At 65.7% G+C, this 16,856-nt stretch carries 16 protein-coding genes and 1 other RNA gene; 5 read left to right on the top strand and 12 right to left on the bottom strand.

Features of this window, described 5'->3' with window-relative positions:
- Positions 1–6: 6 nt before the first annotated feature.
- The 3 genes from rdgB to rph are packed head-to-tail and all read right to left on the bottom strand — an operon-like array spanning position 7 to position 1,717.
- A complete protein-coding gene (gene rdgB, locus XdyCFBP7245_RS16520) occupies positions 7–606 on the bottom strand; it encodes an RdgB/HAM1 family non-canonical purine NTP pyrophosphatase (protein WP_170068684.1) in 600 nt (199 codons plus the stop codon).
- The gene (locus XdyCFBP7245_RS16515; RefSeq protein WP_104616629.1) at positions 603–995 is read right to left on the bottom strand and encodes a VOC family protein; all 393 of its coding nucleotides are present in this window, start codon (positions 993–995) and stop codon (positions 603–605) included. Before XdyCFBP7245_RS16515 ends, rdgB begins: the two co-directional genes overlap by 4 nt.
- Positions 992–1,717, bottom strand: coding sequence for a ribonuclease PH (gene rph / locus XdyCFBP7245_RS16510; protein WP_104616628.1), 726 nt, complete (start codon positions 1,715–1,717; stop codon positions 992–994). The genes XdyCFBP7245_RS16515 and rph overlap by 4 nt, the downstream gene beginning before the upstream one ends.
- A 113-nt stretch (positions 1,718–1,830) precedes the next feature.
- Here rph and XdyCFBP7245_RS16505 point away from each other — a divergent pair, with 113 nt between their 5' ends.
- From XdyCFBP7245_RS16505 to rpoZ, 3 genes are all read left to right on the top strand, one after another.
- Positions 1,831–2,691, top strand: coding sequence for a YicC/YloC family endoribonuclease (locus tag XdyCFBP7245_RS16505; protein ID WP_055848598.1), 861 nt, complete (start codon positions 1,831–1,833; stop codon positions 2,689–2,691).
- A 111-nt stretch (positions 2,692–2,802) separates the two neighbouring features.
- On the top strand, positions 2,803–3,414 hold the full coding sequence (gene gmk, locus XdyCFBP7245_RS16500; RefSeq protein WP_104616627.1) for a guanylate kinase: 612 nt from the start codon (positions 2,803–2,805) through the stop codon (positions 3,412–3,414).
- Positions 3,415–3,722: 308 nt separating this feature from the next.
- A complete protein-coding gene (gene rpoZ / locus XdyCFBP7245_RS16495) occupies positions 3,723–4,022 on the top strand; it encodes a DNA-directed RNA polymerase subunit omega (protein ID WP_002812428.1) in 300 nt (99 codons plus the stop codon).
- Between the two features lie 230 nt (positions 4,023–4,252).
- Here rpoZ and XdyCFBP7245_RS16490 read toward each other — a convergent pair whose 3' ends face one another.
- The 9 genes from XdyCFBP7245_RS16490 to XdyCFBP7245_RS16450 form a co-directional block, all read right to left on the bottom strand.
- Positions 4,253–5,917 carry an FGGY-family carbohydrate kinase gene (locus tag XdyCFBP7245_RS16490; RefSeq protein WP_104616626.1) on the bottom strand — a complete coding sequence of 555 codons (1,665 nt, stop codon included), beginning with the start codon at positions 5,915–5,917 and terminating at the stop codon, positions 4,253–4,255.
- A gap of 3 nt (positions 5,918–5,920) precedes the next feature.
- The gene (locus XdyCFBP7245_RS16485) at positions 5,921–6,700 is read right to left on the bottom strand and encodes an SDR family NAD(P)-dependent oxidoreductase (RefSeq protein WP_211287720.1); all 780 of its coding nucleotides are present in this window, start codon (positions 6,698–6,700) and stop codon (positions 5,921–5,923) included.
- Between the two features lie 81 nt (positions 6,701–6,781).
- Positions 6,782–7,801, bottom strand: coding sequence for an ABC transporter ATP-binding protein (locus tag XdyCFBP7245_RS16480; RefSeq protein ID WP_104616624.1), 1,020 nt, complete (start codon positions 7,799–7,801; stop codon positions 6,782–6,784).
- Positions 7,802–7,826: 25 nt separating this feature from the next.
- Positions 7,827–8,657 carry a carbohydrate ABC transporter permease gene (locus XdyCFBP7245_RS16475; protein ID WP_104616623.1) on the bottom strand — a complete coding sequence of 277 codons (831 nt, stop codon included), beginning with the start codon at positions 8,655–8,657 and terminating at the stop codon, positions 7,827–7,829.
- 1 nt (position 8,658) lies between these two features.
- Positions 8,659–9,528 carry a carbohydrate ABC transporter permease gene (locus XdyCFBP7245_RS16470; RefSeq protein WP_104616667.1) on the bottom strand — a complete coding sequence of 290 codons (870 nt, stop codon included), beginning with the start codon at positions 9,526–9,528 and terminating at the stop codon, positions 8,659–8,661.
- A gap of 103 nt (positions 9,529–9,631) precedes the next feature.
- Positions 9,632–10,927 (bottom strand): carbohydrate porin, encoded by a 1,296-nt coding sequence (locus XdyCFBP7245_RS16465; protein WP_104616622.1) that lies wholly within the window; start codon positions 10,925–10,927, stop codon positions 9,632–9,634.
- A gap of 128 nt (positions 10,928–11,055) precedes the next feature.
- Positions 11,056–12,399 carry an ABC transporter substrate-binding protein gene (locus tag XdyCFBP7245_RS16460; protein ID WP_104616621.1) on the bottom strand — a complete coding sequence of 448 codons (1,344 nt, stop codon included), beginning with the start codon at positions 12,397–12,399 and terminating at the stop codon, positions 11,056–11,058.
- A 184-nt stretch (positions 12,400–12,583) separates the two neighbouring features.
- The gene (locus XdyCFBP7245_RS16455) at positions 12,584–13,537 is read right to left on the bottom strand and encodes a sugar-binding transcriptional regulator (protein ID WP_104616620.1); all 954 of its coding nucleotides are present in this window, start codon (positions 13,535–13,537) and stop codon (positions 12,584–12,586) included.
- A 25-nt stretch (positions 13,538–13,562) separates the two neighbouring features.
- Complete coding sequence (locus tag XdyCFBP7245_RS16450) at positions 13,563–14,261, bottom strand: HAD family hydrolase (protein WP_104616619.1); 699 nt, start codon at positions 14,259–14,261, stop codon at positions 13,563–13,565.
- Between the two features lie 199 nt (positions 14,262–14,460).
- On the opposite strand from XdyCFBP7245_RS16450, the gene XdyCFBP7245_RS16445 reads away from it, so the two are divergent.
- Positions 14,461–16,632 carry a RelA/SpoT family protein gene (locus XdyCFBP7245_RS16445; RefSeq protein ID WP_104616618.1) on the top strand — a complete coding sequence of 724 codons (2,172 nt, stop codon included), beginning with the start codon at positions 14,461–14,463 and terminating at the stop codon, positions 16,630–16,632.
- A gap of 61 nt (positions 16,633–16,693) precedes the next feature.
- Positions 16,694–16,770: non-coding RNA, sX9 sRNA (locus XdyCFBP7245_RS16440), on the top strand.
- The last annotated feature ends 86 nt before the right edge of the window (positions 16,771–16,856 follow it).

Genomic DNA, 16,856 nt, shown 5'->3' with positions numbered 1-16,856 from the left:
CGTCCGTTACAGCGCGAGCGCGTGTAGTTTGTGCTGCAGCGTGGCCAGCGCCACTGCGCGGTGGCTGAGGCGGTTTTTCAGCTCGCTGTCCATTTCCGCTGCGGTCAGGCCGTAGACGGGGTCCAGGAACACCGGGTTGTAGCCAAAGCCGCCATCGCCACGCGGTTGCGTGGTGATCACGCCTTCCCAGCTGCCTTCGGCGATCAGCGGCTGCGCATCTTCCGGGTGACGCAGCAGCACGATCACCGCGTAAAAACGCGCGCTGCGGCGTTCGGCGGGTATATCGCGCATGGCATCGAGCAACTTGGCGTTGTTGGCCTGCGCATTGGCAGGGCTGCCGGCGTAGCGCGCGCTGTACAAACCGGGCGCACCGCCAAGCGCATCGACGATCAGGCCGGAGTCATCGGCCAGCGCGGGCAGGCCGGTGACAGCGCTGGCATGGCGTGCCTTGATCAGCGCGTTCTCGACGAAGGTCAGGCCGGTTTCCGGCACGTCTTCCACTCCGAGTTCGCCTTGCGCGACGATGCGCAGCGGCAGTGCGGCCAGCATCGCGCGCAGTTCTTCCAGCTTGCCGGCGTTGCCGCTGGCCAGGACCAGTTGTTTCATTGCTTGGGCTCCAGCAAATCCCACTTGGTGCCGTACAGATCGCGGAACACCACGACCGTGCCGTACGGTTCTTCGCGCGGGGTTTCCAGAAATTCAATGCCAAACGCCTGCATTGCCGCGTGGTCGCGCCAGAAGTCGTCGGTGTAGAGAAAATGATCCACCCGCCCACCGGTCTGGTCGCCGATGCGCGCCTGCTGCGCGGCGTCGGCCGGCTGCGCAAGCAGCAAGCCGGCGTCCTGCGCGCTGCCCGGGCCGATCACCACCCAGCGTTTGCCGTCGCCCAGCGCGCGATCTTCCAGCACCTGGAAGCCCAGCGCGCCGGTGTACCAGGCAATGGCCGCATCGTAGTCGGCGACCAGCAGCGTGGTCAGGGCAATGCGCCGGCTCATCCGGCCAGTGCAGCGCGTTGCAGTGCGAACAGTTCGCCCATGCCCTTTTCGGCCAGGGCGAGCAGCGCATTGAGTTCGTCGCGACGGAACGCGTGGCCTTCGGCGGTGCCCTGCAGCTCGATGAAGCCGCCGCCATCGTTCATCACCACATTCATGTCGGTGTCGCAGTCGCTGTCTTCCGGGTAATCCAGATCCAGCACCGGCTCGCCGCGATAGATGCCCACCGACACCGCAGCGACGGCGCCGATCAACGGATGCTTCTTGATGTCGCCGCGCTTGAGCAGCAGGTTCACCGCATCGGCCAGCGCCACGTAGGCGCCGGTGATCGCCGCGGTACGGGTGCCGCCGTCGGCCTGCAGCACGTCGCAGTCCAGGGTGATGGTGCGTTCGCCCAGTGCGTTGCGATCCACGCAGGCGCGCAAGGCGCGGCCGATCAGGCGCTGGATTTCCAGCGTGCGCCCGCCCTGCTTGCCGCGTGCGGCTTCGCGGTCGGAGCGAGTGTGGGTGGAGCGCGGCAACATGCCGTATTCGGCGGTGACCCAGCCTTCGCCCTTGCCGCGCAGGAAGTTCGGCACGCGGTTTTCCACGCTGGCGGTGCACAGCACGCGGGTGTCGCCGAAGCTCACCAGCACCGAGCCTTCGGCATGGCGGGTGAAGGAGCGTTCGATGCGCACCGGGCGCAGCTGATCGGCCATGCGGCCGCTGGGACGGGAAAAGGTCATGCGATGAGTCCGGAAGTCGGGAGGTGGGTCTTGGCGCCAATGCACGGCGGGCAGCAGCCGGCCGGTGTGGGCGGCTAGGGTACCATTCGCGCTTTGACGGCACGGGATTGACGATGATCCGAAGCATGACCGCGTTTGCTGGCGGCGAACGCATCACGCCCTGGGGCACGCTTGGTTGCGAGCTGCGCTCGGTCAACCACCGCTTTCTGGAAGTGGGCGTGCGCCTGCCCGAAGAACTGCGTGCGCTGGAGCCGCTGCTGCGCGAACGCGTGGCAGCCAAGAACAGCCGCGGCAAGCTGGACCTGACGCTGCGCTTGCGCGCGCCGGACAACGCACAGACGCTGGCGGTCAACGAATCGCTGCTGCAGGAACTGGGTGCGCTGGCCACGCGGCTGGACGGGCTGTTTCCCAAGTTGCAGGTGGGCTTTACCGATCTGCTGCAGCTGCCCGGCGTGTTGCAGGTACAGGACGTGGATGCGCCCGCGCTGCAGGCCCAGGCGCTGGCCTTGCTCGACGAAGTGGTCGACAGTTTTGTGGTTGCGCGCGAGCGCGAAGGCGGCAAGCTGGCCGAGGCGATCAGCGAGCGTGTGGATGCGATCGAACGCATCGCCGCCGAGGTGCGCGTTTTGATCCCGGCGATCCGCGAGGGACAGCGCGCCAAGCTGGCGGCACGCCTGGCCGATCTGCCGCATCCGGTGGACCCGGGCCGCGCCGAGCAGGAACTGGTGCTGTGGCTGCAGAAGCTCGATGTGGACGAGGAGCTGGACCGTCTGTCCAGCCACATTTCCGAAATCCGCCGCGTGCTCAAGCAGCGCGAACCGGTCGGCCGCCGGCTGGACTTTCTGCTGCAGGAGTTCAACCGCGAAGCCAATACGCTGGGCTCCAAGTCGGTGGACAGCCGCACCTCCAACGCCGCGGTGGATCTGAAGGTGCTGATCGATCAGATTCGCGAGCAGGTGCAGAACATCGAATAGCCGTGAATAGGCAATCGGGAATGGGGAATCGTCAAAGCAGGTACGATTCCCCACGGCCTGCTTGCTCCGCGCGGTGCCCCATTCCCTATTCTCGACTCCCTATTCCCTAAAATGCGCGGCACCCTCTATATCGTTGCGGCCCCCTCGGGCGCCGGCAAGAGCAGCATCGTCAACGCCACCTTGGCGCGCGACCCGAAGATCGCGCTGTCGATCTCGTTCACCTCGCGCGCGCCGCGGCCGGGCGAGCGGCATGCCGAGCACTACCATTTTGTGTCGGCAGACGAGTTCCAGGGCATGATCGAAGCGGGCGACTTCTTCGAATATGCGCTGGTGTATGGCGACTGGAAGGGCACCGCACGGCAGTCGGTGGAGCCGCAGTTGGCCGCCGGCCACGATGTGCTGCTGGAGATCGATTGGCAGGGCGCACGCCAGGTCCGCCAGAAAGTGCCCGATGCGGTGAGCGTGTTCATCCTGCCGCCGTCGCGCCAGGCGCTGGACGAGCGCATGCGCAAGCGCGGGCAGGACAGCGAAGACGTGATGGCGCAGCGGCTGGCCGCCGCACGCGAAGAAATGCTGCATTTCGAAGAGTTCGATTACGTGATCATCAACGAGACCTTCGACACCGCGGTCTCGGAGATGTGCGCCATCTTCACTGCCAGCCGGCTGCGTCGGCAGGCCCAGCAGCAGCGGCATGCCGGCTTGATCCAGGCATTGCTGGACTGAGCCCGCCGGGTGGGCGCTTGCACGCGCGTGATGCGCGCTGCCCGCAGCGGTTGCTCCGACGCCAAGCGCGGCAGGTCGACGACCGGCATGCGTGCAGGTGTGAATGACCTGGGCTGGCGGCTGACCGGCCGGACCTGCAAGGGTGTTCTGCGCACCGGGGCGCTGGTGTGGGGTGGTCGATGTGGTCCAAGTGGCTGATTCCAAAGCAAACTGAATGGCCGCCGGTTGCCCGCCCAGCGCCGCCGGCGTACACTTCGCCCCCTTTCCCTCATTCGATGCGCGGCCGTTGCTGGTCGCCGGGAGCCCGCATGGCCCGCATTACCGTAGAAGATTGCCTGGAAGTCGTGAACAACCGTTTCGAGCTGGTCATGATGGCCTCCAAGCGCGCCCGTCAGCTCGCCAACGGCGTGCAGCCGTTGATCGAAAACGCAGACGCCAGCGACAAGCCCACCGTGATGGCGCTGCGCGAGATCGCTGCCCGCCGGATCGACAACGCGCTGATCGATGAAGTCGAGAAGGCCGAACGCGAGCGTGCCGAGCGCGAAGCGCTGGAATGGGCCGCCGCCGAAGTGGTCGCCGACGAAGACATGTCCAAGAACGACGACTGATCGTCAGCCGCCACTACGGTGGCCGACGATGACGATGTCCAGACAGCCCGCCTTGTGCGGGCTGTTTGCGTTTTGGGGATGAGGCGCAATCAGTTGAATGATCGTGGTCGTGCGCCGGCAGTCAGGGCACCGCGCAGCACAGCTGCCGGTCCAACGCCGTTAACCAACGCTGGTGGACATGCGCCTTCCCCACCTGCCGCCAAGCGGCAGGTGTTCGCGCGCCGCAGGCGTCAGCGGCGGTCGTCCGCCGGCAGCTGCGCCATCTCATGACGCAGGCTTCGGTCCAGCGCCTGCATGGCCTGGTAGCCACGTCGCTTCGCGGCATGCAGGCGCGCGATGGGCACCGGCGTCGCGGCAGTGCTCGCGCCCAGGCCGCTCATCGCCGACATGGCTGCCGGCAGATCGGCAAAGCCACCGCTGGCCACTGCGGCCAGCATTGCGCTGCCCAGCAGCACCGGTTCGGCGGTGGCCGCGACCTGCACCGGCACGCCGCAGGCATCGGCCATCAGCTGGCGGACCAGGCGACTGTGGCTGGCGCCGCCACTCATGATCACGCTGTCGAACCTCACCCCCTGCGCGCGCAGCGCATCGATGATCTCGGCCAGCCCGTAGCCCAGGCCGCAGACGCCGGCCACGTACAGCGCTTCCAGACCTTGCAGGTCGTGGTCGATGGTCAGCCCGGCGATCATCGCGCGGGCATTGGGGTCGGCATCGGGCGAGCGGTTGCCCAGATAGTCCGGCAACACATGCAGCCCGCGCGCCAGCACGGCGGCCTGGGACGCGCTGCCGACGCGCGCCAGCACGCGTTCTTCCAGCCACTGCAGCACATCCTGGCCTGCGGCGGTCGCCTGTGCGTTGGCGTCGGCATAGCCCGGATGCGAGCGCACCAGGGTGTCGATTGCCACGCCGGCGGCGGATTGGCCACCTTCGTTGAGCCATAGCCCCGGGACCAGTGCGGAGCCGTAAGGCCCCCAAACCCCGGGCGTGAAGCAGGGCGTCTGGGTGCTGGCCAGCACGCAGGCCGAGGTGCCGAAGATATAGGCCAATCGCGCAGTGATCGGCATCTGCTGGCCATCTGCGGACGGGCTGGCGAGCGTGCCGATGGCACCGGCATGCGCGTCGATCAACGCCGCGCCCACCGCGATGCCGGCACGCAGGCCCAATTCGTCGGCAGCCTGCGCCGAAAGCCCCTGGCCCAGCGCTGTGCCCGGCGGCACGACCTCGCTGCCGATCCGCGCCGCCGCATCGTCCAGCAGGTCGGCCAGGCCGATGCGTTCGAAGTAACGCCGGCTCCAGCCGCCGTCGTGCTGCACGTAGGTCCACTTGCAGGTCACCGTGCACAGCGAGCGGGCGGTGCTGCCGGTGGCGCGCCAGCTCAGCCAGTCGGCCAGATCGAAAAAGTGCGCCGCGCGCGCGTAGCTGTCGGGAAGGTGCTGCTTGAGCCACAGCAGCTTGGGGGTCTGCATTTCCGGCGAGATCTGCCCGCCGACATAGCGCAGCACCGGCTCGTCGGTGGCGTTGATGTGCGCGGCCTGGGCGATGGCGCGGTGGTCCATCCACACGATCACATCGCGGTCGGCCTGGCCGCTGGGGCTGACGCACACCGGCCCGCCGTCGGCGGCCACCGCCACCAGTGAGCAGGTGGCATCGAAGCCGATGCCCGCCACCCGCGCGACGTCCACGCCGGTGTGCGCCAGCGCGGCGCGGATCGCCTGCACGCAGGCCTGCCAGATGTCTGCGGAGGACTGCTCGACCATCTCGCCGGGCAGGTACCAGGTCTGGATGGCATGGCGCGCGGTGCCGAGCAACTGGCCGCGCGCGTCGAACAGCCCGGCGCGGGCGCTGCCGGTGCCCACGTCCACGCCGATATAGATCGCCTCGTTGGTCGGTTGCATGGCTTACCAGCAGGTATAGCCGCCGTCGGCCAGCACGATACTGCCGGTCATCAGGCTGGCGGCAGGAGAGGCCAAAAACAGCGCCACCGAGGCGATTTCTTCCACTTCGCCCAGCCGTCCCATCGGCGTGCCGCCGATCCAGGCGTCGTACATCGCCGGGTCTTCCTTGACGAAAGCATTGAGTGGCGTGGCGATATAGGTCGGCGCGACGGCATTGACGCGCACGCCGCGTGCGCCCCATTCGGCGGCCAGCGATTTGGTCAGGTGATGCACCGCTGCCTTGGAGGCGTTGTAGTAGGCCTGCGCCTGCGGTTTGTTGACGATGAAGCCGGACATCGAACCGACGTTGACGATCACGCCATCGCCGCTTTGCAGCATGTGTTTGCCGAACGCACGGCAGCACCAGAACGTGCCATTGAGGTTGACGTCGATGACGTTGAGCCAGTGCTCGTCGGTGACCGTTTCGGCCGGGGTCTGGCTACGGGCGATGCCGGCGTTGTTGACCAGGATGTCGACCTTGCCGAACCGGGCGTTCAATGTATCGGCAACGCTGGTGACGCGTGCCGAATCGGTCACGTCCATCTGCACGATCTGCGCGTCCAGGCCCTTGCTGCGCAGGGTGGCCAGGCCTTGCTCGGCCACAGCGGCATCGTGATCGGCAATGACCACTTTGGCGCCGGCTTCGGCCAGCGCCTCGCAAATCGCCAGGCCGATCGCGCGGCCGCCGCCGGTGACGACCGCCACGCGGCCATCGAGTTTGAACTTGTCCAGATACATCGGCATGTCTCCTGCTGGTCTTGATCGTGGGGGAGGAACGAAAACGGGGGAGCAACGAGGGGGAGGGAGGTTTGGGATGGAGCGCGCTCAGCGCATGGCCTGTTGCTGCGCGTCGAAGCGGTGCAGGTGCTGCGGGTCGGGGACCAGGGTCACCGTTTCGCCGACGTGCACGCGCAGATCGCCGGTGCAACGCGCATCGACCGTGCCCACGCCGGGGATCTCCACGTACACGAAGGTGTCGCTGCCCAGATGCTCGGCCTGGATCACGCTGCCCTGCCAGGCATCGCCGGTGCCGGTTGCGGGGCTGCCGCGCTGCACGGCGATGTGCTCCGGGCGCACCCCGAGCGTGACCGCGCCGTGGCGCGCGGCTACCTCGCCCTGCAGCAGATTCATGCGCGGCGAGCCGATGAAGCCGGCCACGAATACATTGGCCGGGCGCTCGTACAACTCCAGCGGCGTGCCGACCTGTTCGATGCGTCCGGCCTGCAGCACCACGATCTCGTCGGCCATGGTCATCGCTTCGACCTGGTCGTGGGTGACATACACCGCAGTGGTCTTGAGCTGCTTCTGCAGGCGGGTGACTTCCAGGCGCATCTGCACGCGCAAGGCCGCGTCCAGATTGGAGAGCGGTTCGTCGAACAGAAAGCCCTTGGGCTCGCGCACGATGGCGCGGCCGATCGCCACGCGCTGGCGCTGGCCGCCGGACAACTGCCCGGGCTTGCGGTCGAGATACTCGGTGAGGTTGAGCACCGTAGCCGCCTGCGCCACGCGGCGCTCGATCTCGGCACTGGGCACGCGCGCCATCTTCAGGCCGAAGGCGATGTTCTTGCGCACGCTCATGTGCGGATACAGCGCATACGACTGAAACACCATCGACAAGCCACGCTTGGCCGGCGCCAGACCGGTCACGTCCTGGCCGTCGATGAGGATGCGCCCGCCGCTGACGTCTTCCAGCCCGGCGATCAAGCGCAACAACGTGGTCTTGCCGCAGCCGGAGGGGCCGACGAAGACCACGAACTTGCCGTCGTCGATCTCCAGATCCGCGCCATGGATGACCTGTGTGTCGTCGAAGGATTTGCTGACACCTTGCAGCGTGATGCGTCCCATGAACCACCTATCAAAGTTGAGTGATCTACTTCACCGCGCCGAAGGTGAGCCCGCGCACGAGCTGCTTCTGGCAGAACCAGCCCAGCACCAGGATCGGCGCGATGGCCATCGTCGAGGCGGCCGACAACTTGGCCCAGAACAGGCCTTCCGGACTCGAATACGAGGCGATGAACGCGGTCAACGGCGAGGCCTGCGAGGAGGACAGATTCAACGACCAGAACGCCTCGTTCCAGGCCAGGATCACGTTGAGCAGCAGCGAAGACGCGATGCCGGGAACCGCCATCGGCGCCAGGATGTAGAGGATCTCCTTGCCGATGGTGGCGCCATCCATGCGCGCCGCTTCCAGGATGTCCTTGGGGATGTCCTTGAAGTAGTTGAACAGCATCCAGACCATGATCGGCAGGTTGCTCAGGCACAGCACGATGATCAGGCCCAGCTGCGTTTCCAGCAGCCCGGAGTCGCGGTACAGCAGGTAGATCGGCACCAGCACGCCCACCGGCGGCAGCATCTTGGTGGATAGCATCCACAGCAGAATCCCGCGTGTGCGCTTGGTGGGCGAGAACGCCATCGACCACGCGGCAGGGATGGCGATGACCAGCGCGATCAGGGTGGACCCCAGCGAGACCGCCACCGAATTCCAGGCATGCGCGAAGTAGTCGCTGCGTCCTTGCACGGTGACGTAGTTTTCCAGTGTCCAATGGAAGAACACGAAGCTGGGCGGGCTGGAAAACGCATCGACCTCGGTCTTGAAGCTGGTCAGCAGCATCCACAGGATCGGGAAGAAGATCACGCCGCCGACCACCCATGCGGCAACCGTGGTGACGAGGAGTTGCAACGTGGACGTACGACGTGCCATCTCAGGTCTCCAGGTTCTTGCCGACGATGCGCACCAGGAAGATGGCCGCGATATTGGCCAGCACCACGGCGATCAATCCGCCTGCCGATGCGGCGCCCACGTCGTACTGCAGCAGTGCCTGCGAGTAGATCAGGTACGCCAGGTTGGTGGTCTGCAGGCCGGGCCCGCCGCCGGTGGTGACGTAGATCTCCACGAACACGGTGAGCAGGAAGATGGTTTCGATCAGCACCACGATGGTCAGCGGGCGCGCCAGATGCGGCAGGGTCAGATGGAAGAAGCGGTCGAACGCACCGGCGCCATCCATCAGCGCGGCTTCCTGTTGTTCTTCATCCAACGACTGCAGTGCGGTCAGCAGGATCAGCACCGCAAACGGCAACCATTGCCAGGCCACGATGACGATGATGGAGAACATCGGGTACTGGGTGAACCAGTCGATCGGGGTCAGGCCAACGCTTTGCCATAGCCACGCCAACAGCCCGGACACCGGATGCATCAGCAGGTTCTTCCAGATCAGCGCACTCACCGTCGGCATCACGAAGAACGGCGCGATCAGCATCAAGCGCACGATGCGGCGCCCCACGAACACCTGGTCCAGCAGCAGCGCGATCAGCACGCCGAAGACGGCCGTGATCGCCAGTACCGAGCCGACCAGCAACAAGGTATTGCCCAGCGAAGAGAGAAACGCCGGGTTGCCCAGGAAGTAGCGGTAATTGCCCAGCCCGACAAAGGTCTGTTCCGGGTTGAGCAGGTTGTAGTTCAACGTGGAAAACCACACCGTCATCGCCAGCGGCACGATCATCCAGGCGAGCAACAGCACGATCGACGGGGCGATCAGGAACCGTGCGAGTTTTTGCGTTTGATGGGTGGCCATCGGCAAGGTCCAAAGGTGGAGGCAGGCAGCGCGCCTGCAGTGCATGGCAGTGGCCGGATGCGCCGACGCAGGGATACGCGCCGAACGCACCGCCGGTGGGGCGTCAGAAGTTCAGGCTGACCTGCAGGCCGAAAATGGTGGCGTTGTCGCCATCCAGTCCACCCGGATGACGGATGTACTGCACGCTGGGCATGACTTCGATCCCGCGGCTGACGGCGATGTTGTAATTGAGCTCGATGGGGTATTCGTAGCGCTGCACGCCAATGGCCGCCGTGCCTGCGGGCAAGCGCTGGTTGTAGCGGGTTTGCGCCGCACGCAAACGCTCGCTGAGCGCATTGCGGCCGACGGCCACGCCGATGCGGTCGTTGGGCCGCGCAGCGGAGAGTCCTTTCCAGAAACCGCCGATGGCAAGCACCTGGCCCACGGTGCTGACCTCGTCGTCGGCATCGATGACGCTTGCGAACAGCCGCAAGCCGCCCCCGGCGCCATTGCTGGTGACCTGTTGTTCGAAATTGGCGTAGAACGCGCGATCGGTGTCCTGCAGCGCGGCCGGATCGGTGCCGAGGCTGGTCGGCACGCCCGAGCGGGTGTAGACGCGCAGTTGATCGTTGCTGTTGCGGGTCGCACCGATGCGGTAGTCGCCATCGATGCCGTTACCGTAGTCGGGCTTGTACTCCACTTCGGCCACCAGCAGGGTGCCGTGGTCGTCGCCGGAGGTGCCGAGCTTGAGGCCTTGGTCGGTGGATCGGTTCTGCGGGTTGGCATCGTAGCCGCCAACGCGGAAAAACCAGCGTTTGTCCGGGCTGAAAGTGACCACGCCGCCCCAGGCGCTGAGCGGGTCGCCATACCAGTTGTTGCTGATGTAGTTGGACGAGCCGCCGCTGCAGAAGGTCAGGTGCTGGTAGTTGCAGTTGAGCGCAAAGAAATCGGCGCTGGGATACAGGCGGCCGGCTTTCAGCGTCAGCTTGTCGTCGAACAGGCGCTGGGTCAGCGAGAACTGGGTCAGGCGCGTCACATCGCCGCGTCCGAAAATCTGCTGCGACTGCAATAGCGTGGGGATGCCGGCGGTGTTGTTGATCAACTCGCCGTTGCGATTGGTGATCTCCAGTTTGAAATCGGCGCCGGACCAGCCCCACAGCCGTTCCAGATCGAAGTACCCGCCCAGAAAGAATTGGTCGGCATAGGCGGTGCGCTCGCGGAGTCCGCCGGAGGTGTTGTGGGCGGTCTGGCTGAAGTGCGCCAGTTTGAACTGGATACCGTCATCGGCCAGCTTGCTGCGCAGGCCGCCCCAGTCGCCGCCGATGTGTTTGTCCGGATCGAATGCCTGGGCGCTGGCCTGTGTGCAGGCCAGGCTAGCGAGCAACATCGTCAGCGCAGGTGTGGTGTGCCTGATCTTCATCGATTGCCTCGTGGGAAGGTGCGGCGCCGTGACGCCGGAGCATGGCTGTGGCCAGGCGGGCCGGGCAGGGTGCCCGGCCCAACGGACCTGTACTTGGAGCAGCTGATAAAACCTAGCGAGCGCTGCGCTTAGCGCTTGGGGTAGCCGGCCCGCTGCATCTCGCGCTCGGTGGCGGCCTGCGCGTTCTTCAATGCCTCATCCACGCTGATCGAGCCGGTGAGCGCCGCGGAAAACTGCTGGCCCACCGTGGTGCCGATCGACTGGAACTCGGGGATGGCCGCGTACTGCACGCCGACGTAAGGCACCGGCTTGACCGTGGGGTGATGGGTGTCGGCGCCCTGGATGGCGGCCAGCGTCTGCTTGGCGAAGGGGGCGGCTTTCAGGTACTCGGCCGTGGCGTACAGCGACTGGCGCGTGCCCGGCGGCACATTGCCCCAGCCTTCCTTGCCGGCCACCAGTTCGGTGTAGTGCTTGCTGGTGGCCCAGGCGATGAATGCCTGCGCCTTGTCGGCTTTTTTCGAACTTGCCGGGATGGCCAGATTCCAGGCCCATAGCCAGCCGGTGGTCTTGCCCTTGCCGGCATCCGGCGCCGCGGCAAAACCGACCTTGTCCGACACCTTGGATTCGCTCGGGTTGCTGATGAACGATGCGGCCACCGTGGCATCAACCCACATCGCGCACTTGCCTGCAGTGAACAGCGCAAGGTTCTCGTTGAAGCCATTGGACGCAGCACCCGGCGGGCCGGCGTCTTTCATGACATCCACATAGGTCTGCAGTGCGGCCTTCCATTCCGGCTGGTCGAACTGCGGTTTCCATTGTTCGTCGAACCAGCGCGCACCGAAGGCATTGCCCATCGAGCTGATCAAGGCCATGTTCTCGCCCCAGCCGGCCTTGCCGCGCAGGCAGATGCCGTAGATGCCGGCCTGCTTGTCGGTCATCTTGCGGGCGGCTTCGGCCACGAAGCTCCACGACGGCTGCGTCGGCATGCTCAGGCCGGCCTTCTGCAGCAGGTCGGTGCGGTACATCAGCATCGAGCCTTCGGCATAGAACGGCGCTGCGTACAGCTGCCCCTTGTGACTGACCGCATCGCGGATCTGCGGGATCAGATCGTCCACCTGATAGTCCGCATCGAAGGTGAGCGGCTTGAGCCAGCCGCGCTCGGCCCAGATCGGCACCTCGTAGGTGCCGATGGTCAGCACATCGAACTGGCCGCCCTTGGTGGCGATGTCGGTGGTGACGCGCTGGCGCAGCACGTTCTCTTCCAGGGTGACCCACTCAAGCTTGATCTGCGGATGGGTGGCGGTGAAATCCGAGGTCAGCTTCTGCATGCGGATCATGTCGCCGTTGTTGACGGTGGCGATGACCAGGGTGTCCTGCTTGGACGCAGCGTCGCTGTCGTTCGCGCCTCCGCCGCATGCCGCCAGTGATGCGCTCAGTGTCGCGCAGATCAGGGTCTTGATCGAAGTGTTCATACCGGTGCCTCAGCTTGAGGTTGGTTGAGCAAATGCCCGTGTGGTGCGCATATGCCCATGACCTCGCCACGCTGTAAAGCACTTTCGATCTTGCAGCGCAGCATCGCAGCGCACGCCAAGGTGCCCGCGCATGCCGGAAAATCTCAGCAATGAACTGCCATCACGCCCGCTGCGATTGCGCCGCTCAGCTGGCGAGCAAGGCCTTGGCAGTGTGCTCGTCGGTGATCAGGCCGTTGAGGATGCGGCCCTTCAGCGCGGCCTTGATCGGGCCAACCTTGGCGTTGCCCACGGCCACGCCGATCGACAGGCTGGTGGCCGGCACCGGATGCGGCACGCTGGTCAAACGCAGGTTGGTGCCTGCATCGATGATGTCGCCGGCTGCGGTAAGCGCCCAGCCGATCACTTCGCCCACCGCGCCCAGCCGGATCAGGTCCAGCAGTTCGGTGCGGCTGATGAAGCCATCCACATGCAGCGGTGCGGTCTGATCGAGCTGGCCGACACCGACCAGGCGCAGATCGGCCTTTGCAGCGATCGCGCGGACCCGGCGCACTGCTTCGATCCCCAGCAGCATTTCGCGTTCTTCCTGCGAGGACAGAAACACCGGCAGCGGCATCGGGTAGTGCTGCGCGCCGGTCAGATCGGCCAGGCGCGCCACTGCGTCGAACGGGCTGGCCGAGCCATCCGGGGAAATGTTGCCGACCAGCGAAACCAGCTGATGATTGCGCGTCTGCATCGCAGGAATGCGCTCCACCGCCGCGCGCATGGCACGGCCGGTGCCGATGCCGATGATGCTCGGACTATCGCTGCGCAAGGTAGATTCCAGCAGCGCTGCCGCGCGTTCGGCGACGCCGGTGACCAGATGCGGGTCGGCCGGATCGGTGGGCGCGACCTCGCAATAGCGCATGCCGAAGCGGTCCTGCAACTGTGCGGCAAGATCCATGCAGGCGGCGATCGGATGTTCCAGCCGGAAGGTGATCAAGCGCTGGCTCAGGCACAACGACACCAGGCGCTGCGCGGTGGCGCGCGAGACCTTGAGCTTGCGCGCGATCTCGTCCTGGGTGTTGCCGGCGATGTAGTACAGCCAGCCCGCTCTGGCTGCGGCATCGAGTCGGCTGGTGTCGTTATCGGGGTTGGCCATCGTCACATCTGTCTGCGTGGAAGTCTCAGCCTAACGTAGTGCCCAGGCGCTTGGTGCCGATGGCGCCCAGTGCGGTGGCGATGGCCGGCATGTCTGCAAACACCTGTGATGCGCCTGCGGTAACGAGCAGCGCGGCGGCCGCAGCGCTTGCGCGGTGATGGCCGCCGCCGGTGAATCCCCACACCTGCATCCCGGCCGCGCATGCGGCCTGCACGCCGCTGGGGCTGTCTTCGATCACCAGGCAGGCCGCGGGCGCCACCTGCATGCGTTCGGCGGCGAGCAGGAATAGGTCCGGCGCAGGCTTGCCGCGCGCGACCAGCTCGGCGGTGTAGATGTGCGCACCGACATGCCCCGCCAGGCCGGTGACCTGCAGGCACAGGCGCACACGCTCAAGATGGCTGGACGAGGCCACGCACCGCGGTGTCTGCACTGCGTCCAGCAGCGCGGCCACGCCAGGGATCGGCTGCAACTCGGTGCCAAAGCGGGCCAGCAATGCGGCATTGAGGTCGCGCTCGAAGGTGTCCGGCAGGGTGCGCCCCAGCGTCTGCACATGCGCGCGCACGCTGCCCAGGCTGCGCCCAAGGAAGTACTGCTGGACCCCGTCGATATCGATGTCCACGCCGTGTTGTTGCAGTGCCTGGGCCAGTACCGCGCACGCCAACGGCTCGCTATCGACCAGCACGCCGTCGCAGTCGAAGATCAGCAGGTCGGGCGGAGCGTGCATGGGTGGGGTCCCTGGGGCGATACGGGCCGGAGTGTAGCAGTCGGGCAAATATCGCTGCGCTGGGCAAAGTTGCAGGTCTTGCGCCTGTGGCCGCTGCGGCTGGCGTGGAGCGGTCGTGCCGCGCCCGATCACCTGCCGCCAGCGCGTGCGGCGCGCATGCCGCGTTGCCGCAAACCGGCCACTGGCATAGTCTTCGCGCATGAACCCAGGCCCCACTGCCCAGGCGACCGTGGCGACGTCCCCGTCTTCCGACCCGGCCATCCCCGACTACGTCCTGCACCTCGAACGCGCGGCCAGCTACCTTCCCAAGGAGCAGCTGCCGATCCTGCGCCGTGCCTGGGAAGTCGGCGCCATTGCGCATGCCGGCCAGACCCGCAAGTCCGGCGAGCCCTATATCACCCATCCGGTGGCGGTGGCCGGCGTGCTCGCCGAGCTGGGCCTGGACATGGAATCGCTGATCGCCGCGATCCTGCACGACACCATCGAAGACACGCCGCTGACGCGCGAAGAACTGGCGTCCGAATTCGGCGAAGCGGTGGCAGAGCTGGTCGACGGCGTCACCAAGCTGGACAAGCTCAAGTTCCGCGACCGCCAGGAAGCGGCGGCGGAAAGCTTCCGCAAGATGTTGCTGGCGATGTCGCGCGATCTGCGCGTGATCATGATCAAGCTCGCCGACCGCCTGCACAACATGCGTACGCTCGGCGCGCAGAGCACCGAGGCACGCGGCCGCATCGCGCGCGAAACCCTGGAAATCTACGCACCCATCGCCCAGCGGCTGGGCATGAGCCTGATCAAGTCCGAGTTGCAGAACCTGGGCTTCCGCGCGCTGTATCCGTGGCGTCACGCCATCATCGAAAAACATATCCGCAGCCAGCCGGTGGTGCGGCGCGAATCGATGGCGCAGGTGGAAGTGCAACTGTCGCAGCGGTTGGCCAAGGAAGGGCTGGAACACCGGCTGGTCAGCCGCATCAAGACGCCCTGGAGCATCTATTCCAAGATGCACGAAGAGAACAAATCCTTCGACCAGGTGATGGACGTGTTTGGCTTCCGGCTGGTGGTGCGCACCGTGGCCGATTGCTATCACGCACTCGGTGCGGTGCATGCCACCTTCAAGCCGCTGGACGGGCGCTTCCGCGATTTCATCGCGATTCCCAAGGCCAATGGCTACCAGTCGCTGCACACAGTGCTGTTCGGCCCTTACGGCTCGCCGATCGAAGTGCAGATCCGCACCGAAGAAATGGACCTGATCGCCGAACGCGGCGTGGCCGCGCACTGGACCTACAAGGTCGGCTCGACCTCGCCCAACAGTGCGCAGAGCCGTGCGCACGACTGGATCGTGGAGCTGATCGACTCGCAGCGCGCTGCAGGCTCGTCGCTGGAGTTCCTGGACAACGTCAAGGTGGACCTGTTCCCGGACGAGGTCTACCTGTTTACGCCCAAGGGCAAGATCCTGGCGTTGCCGCGCAATTCCACTGCGCTGGATTTTGCCTACGCCGTGCATACCGACGTGGGCAACCGCGCGGTGGCCTCGCGCGTGGACAAGAAGCTGGTGCCCTTGCGCACCAAGCTGGTCAGCGGGCAGGCGGTAGAAATCATCACCGCGCGCTCGGCCACGCCCAAGCCGCAGTGGCTGGAGTTTGTGGTCAGCAGCAAGGCGCGCACCGCGATCCGCCACCAGCTCAAGCAGCTCGAACACGAAGATGCCGTGCAGCTGGGCCACCGCATGCTCGATCGCGCGCTCGAAGCGATGGACTCTTCGCTGGAACGCTTGCCCAAGGGCCGGCTGGATGCCTTCCTCAACGAACACCGTTACCCGCGCCTGGAAGCGTTGCTGGCCGACGTCGCATTAGGCAACTGGATGCCCACCCAGGCCGCACAGGCCTTGATGGCGTACGCGGAATTGCGCGGCGGCGGGCACTCCAAGCACTCGCACGAAAAGATCCTGATCGACGGCAGCGAGCGCGGCGTGATCAGTTTCGCCAACTGTTGTCAGCCGATTCCCGGCGACGAAATCATGGGCTACCACACCGCCGGCAAGGGCATCGTGGTGCACCGTCTGGATTGCCCCAACCTGGCCGAGCTGCGCAAATCGCCCGAGCGCTGGGTACCGATCGATTGGGATTCCAACGTCACCGGCGACTACGACACCGCGCTGGTGGTGGAAGTGGAAAACCGCACCGGCGTGCTGGCGCAGTTGGCCGCAGCGATCGCGCAAAGCAAATCCAATATCGAACGTGTGGATTACCTGGACCGCGACTTCAATGCGGCGGTGTTGCGCTTCAATATCCAGGTACGCGACCGCCGCCATCTGGCCGAAGTGATGCGCCGGCTGCGGCGCCTGCATGTGGTGCAGAGCGTGGGGCGCCAGTAAGAGCATCTAACAAACCGACTGTGCTCACCGCCAGGCGGGTGAGGGCGGTGCTCGGTGCGGCATGTACCGCGCGTACTTTCCGGTTCTGAGCGCGCCGTCCACAGCCACGTGACGACTGCTCGTTACGTGCTGTTAGGGAAGGTCTGAACAACGAGGCCTAAGAGGGCAGAATGTCCGCATCGTTCCGGAGAGTCTCGTTTGGATCTTCGGAGTTTCGCCATTTC

Source organism: Xanthomonas dyei (assembly GCF_002939865.1).
In the GTDB taxonomy this organism is placed as follows: domain Bacteria; phylum Pseudomonadota; class Gammaproteobacteria; order Xanthomonadales; family Xanthomonadaceae; genus Xanthomonas; species Xanthomonas dyei.
The sequence above is the reverse complement of the archived record's forward strand: the minus strand, read 5'-3'. Positions and strand labels throughout refer to the sequence as shown.

Bases quoted from the DNA above. Each gene is read 5' to 3' on its own strand.
- rdgB (WP_170068684.1), bottom strand. From the start codon at position 606: ATGAAACAACTGGTCCTGGCCAGCGGCAACGCCGGCAAGCTGGAAGAA.
- XdyCFBP7245_RS16515 (WP_104616629.1), bottom strand. From the start codon at position 995: ATGAGCCGGCGCATTGCCCTGACCACGCTGCTGGTCGCCGACTACGAT.
- rph (WP_104616628.1), bottom strand. From the start codon at position 1,717: ATGACCTTTTCCCGTCCCAGCGGCCGCATGGCCGATCAGCTGCGCCCG.
- XdyCFBP7245_RS16505 (WP_055848598.1), top strand. From the start codon at position 1,831: ATGATCCGAAGCATGACCGCGTTTGCTGGCGGCGAACGCATCACGCCC.
- gmk (WP_104616627.1), top strand. From the start codon at position 2,803: ATGCGCGGCACCCTCTATATCGTTGCGGCCCCCTCGGGCGCCGGCAAG.
- rpoZ (WP_002812428.1), top strand. From the start codon at position 3,723: ATGGCCCGCATTACCGTAGAAGATTGCCTGGAAGTCGTGAACAACCGT.
- XdyCFBP7245_RS16490 (WP_104616626.1), bottom strand. From the start codon at position 5,917: ATGCAACCGACCAACGAGGCGATCTATATCGGCGTGGACGTGGGCACC.
- XdyCFBP7245_RS16485 (WP_211287720.1), bottom strand. From the start codon at position 6,700: ATGCCGATGTATCTGGACAAGTTCAAACTCGATGGCCGCGTGGCGGTC.
- XdyCFBP7245_RS16480 (WP_104616624.1), bottom strand. From the start codon at position 7,801: ATGGGACGCATCACGCTGCAAGGTGTCAGCAAATCCTTCGACGACACA.
- XdyCFBP7245_RS16475 (WP_104616623.1), bottom strand. From the start codon at position 8,657: ATGGCACGTCGTACGTCCACGTTGCAACTCCTCGTCACCACGGTTGCC.
- XdyCFBP7245_RS16470 (WP_104616667.1), bottom strand. From the start codon at position 9,528: ATGGCCACCCATCAAACGCAAAAACTCGCACGGTTCCTGATCGCCCCG.
- XdyCFBP7245_RS16465 (WP_104616622.1), bottom strand. From the start codon at position 10,927: ATGAAGATCAGGCACACCACACCTGCGCTGACGATGTTGCTCGCTAGC.
- XdyCFBP7245_RS16460 (WP_104616621.1), bottom strand. From the start codon at position 12,399: ATGAACACTTCGATCAAGACCCTGATCTGCGCGACACTGAGCGCATCA.
- XdyCFBP7245_RS16455 (WP_104616620.1), bottom strand. From the start codon at position 13,537: ATGGCCAACCCCGATAACGACACCAGCCGACTCGATGCCGCAGCCAGA.
- XdyCFBP7245_RS16450 (WP_104616619.1), bottom strand. From the start codon at position 14,261: ATGCACGCTCCGCCCGACCTGCTGATCTTCGACTGCGACGGCGTGCTG.
- XdyCFBP7245_RS16445 (WP_104616618.1), top strand. From the start codon at position 14,461: ATGAACCCAGGCCCCACTGCCCAGGCGACCGTGGCGACGTCCCCGTCT.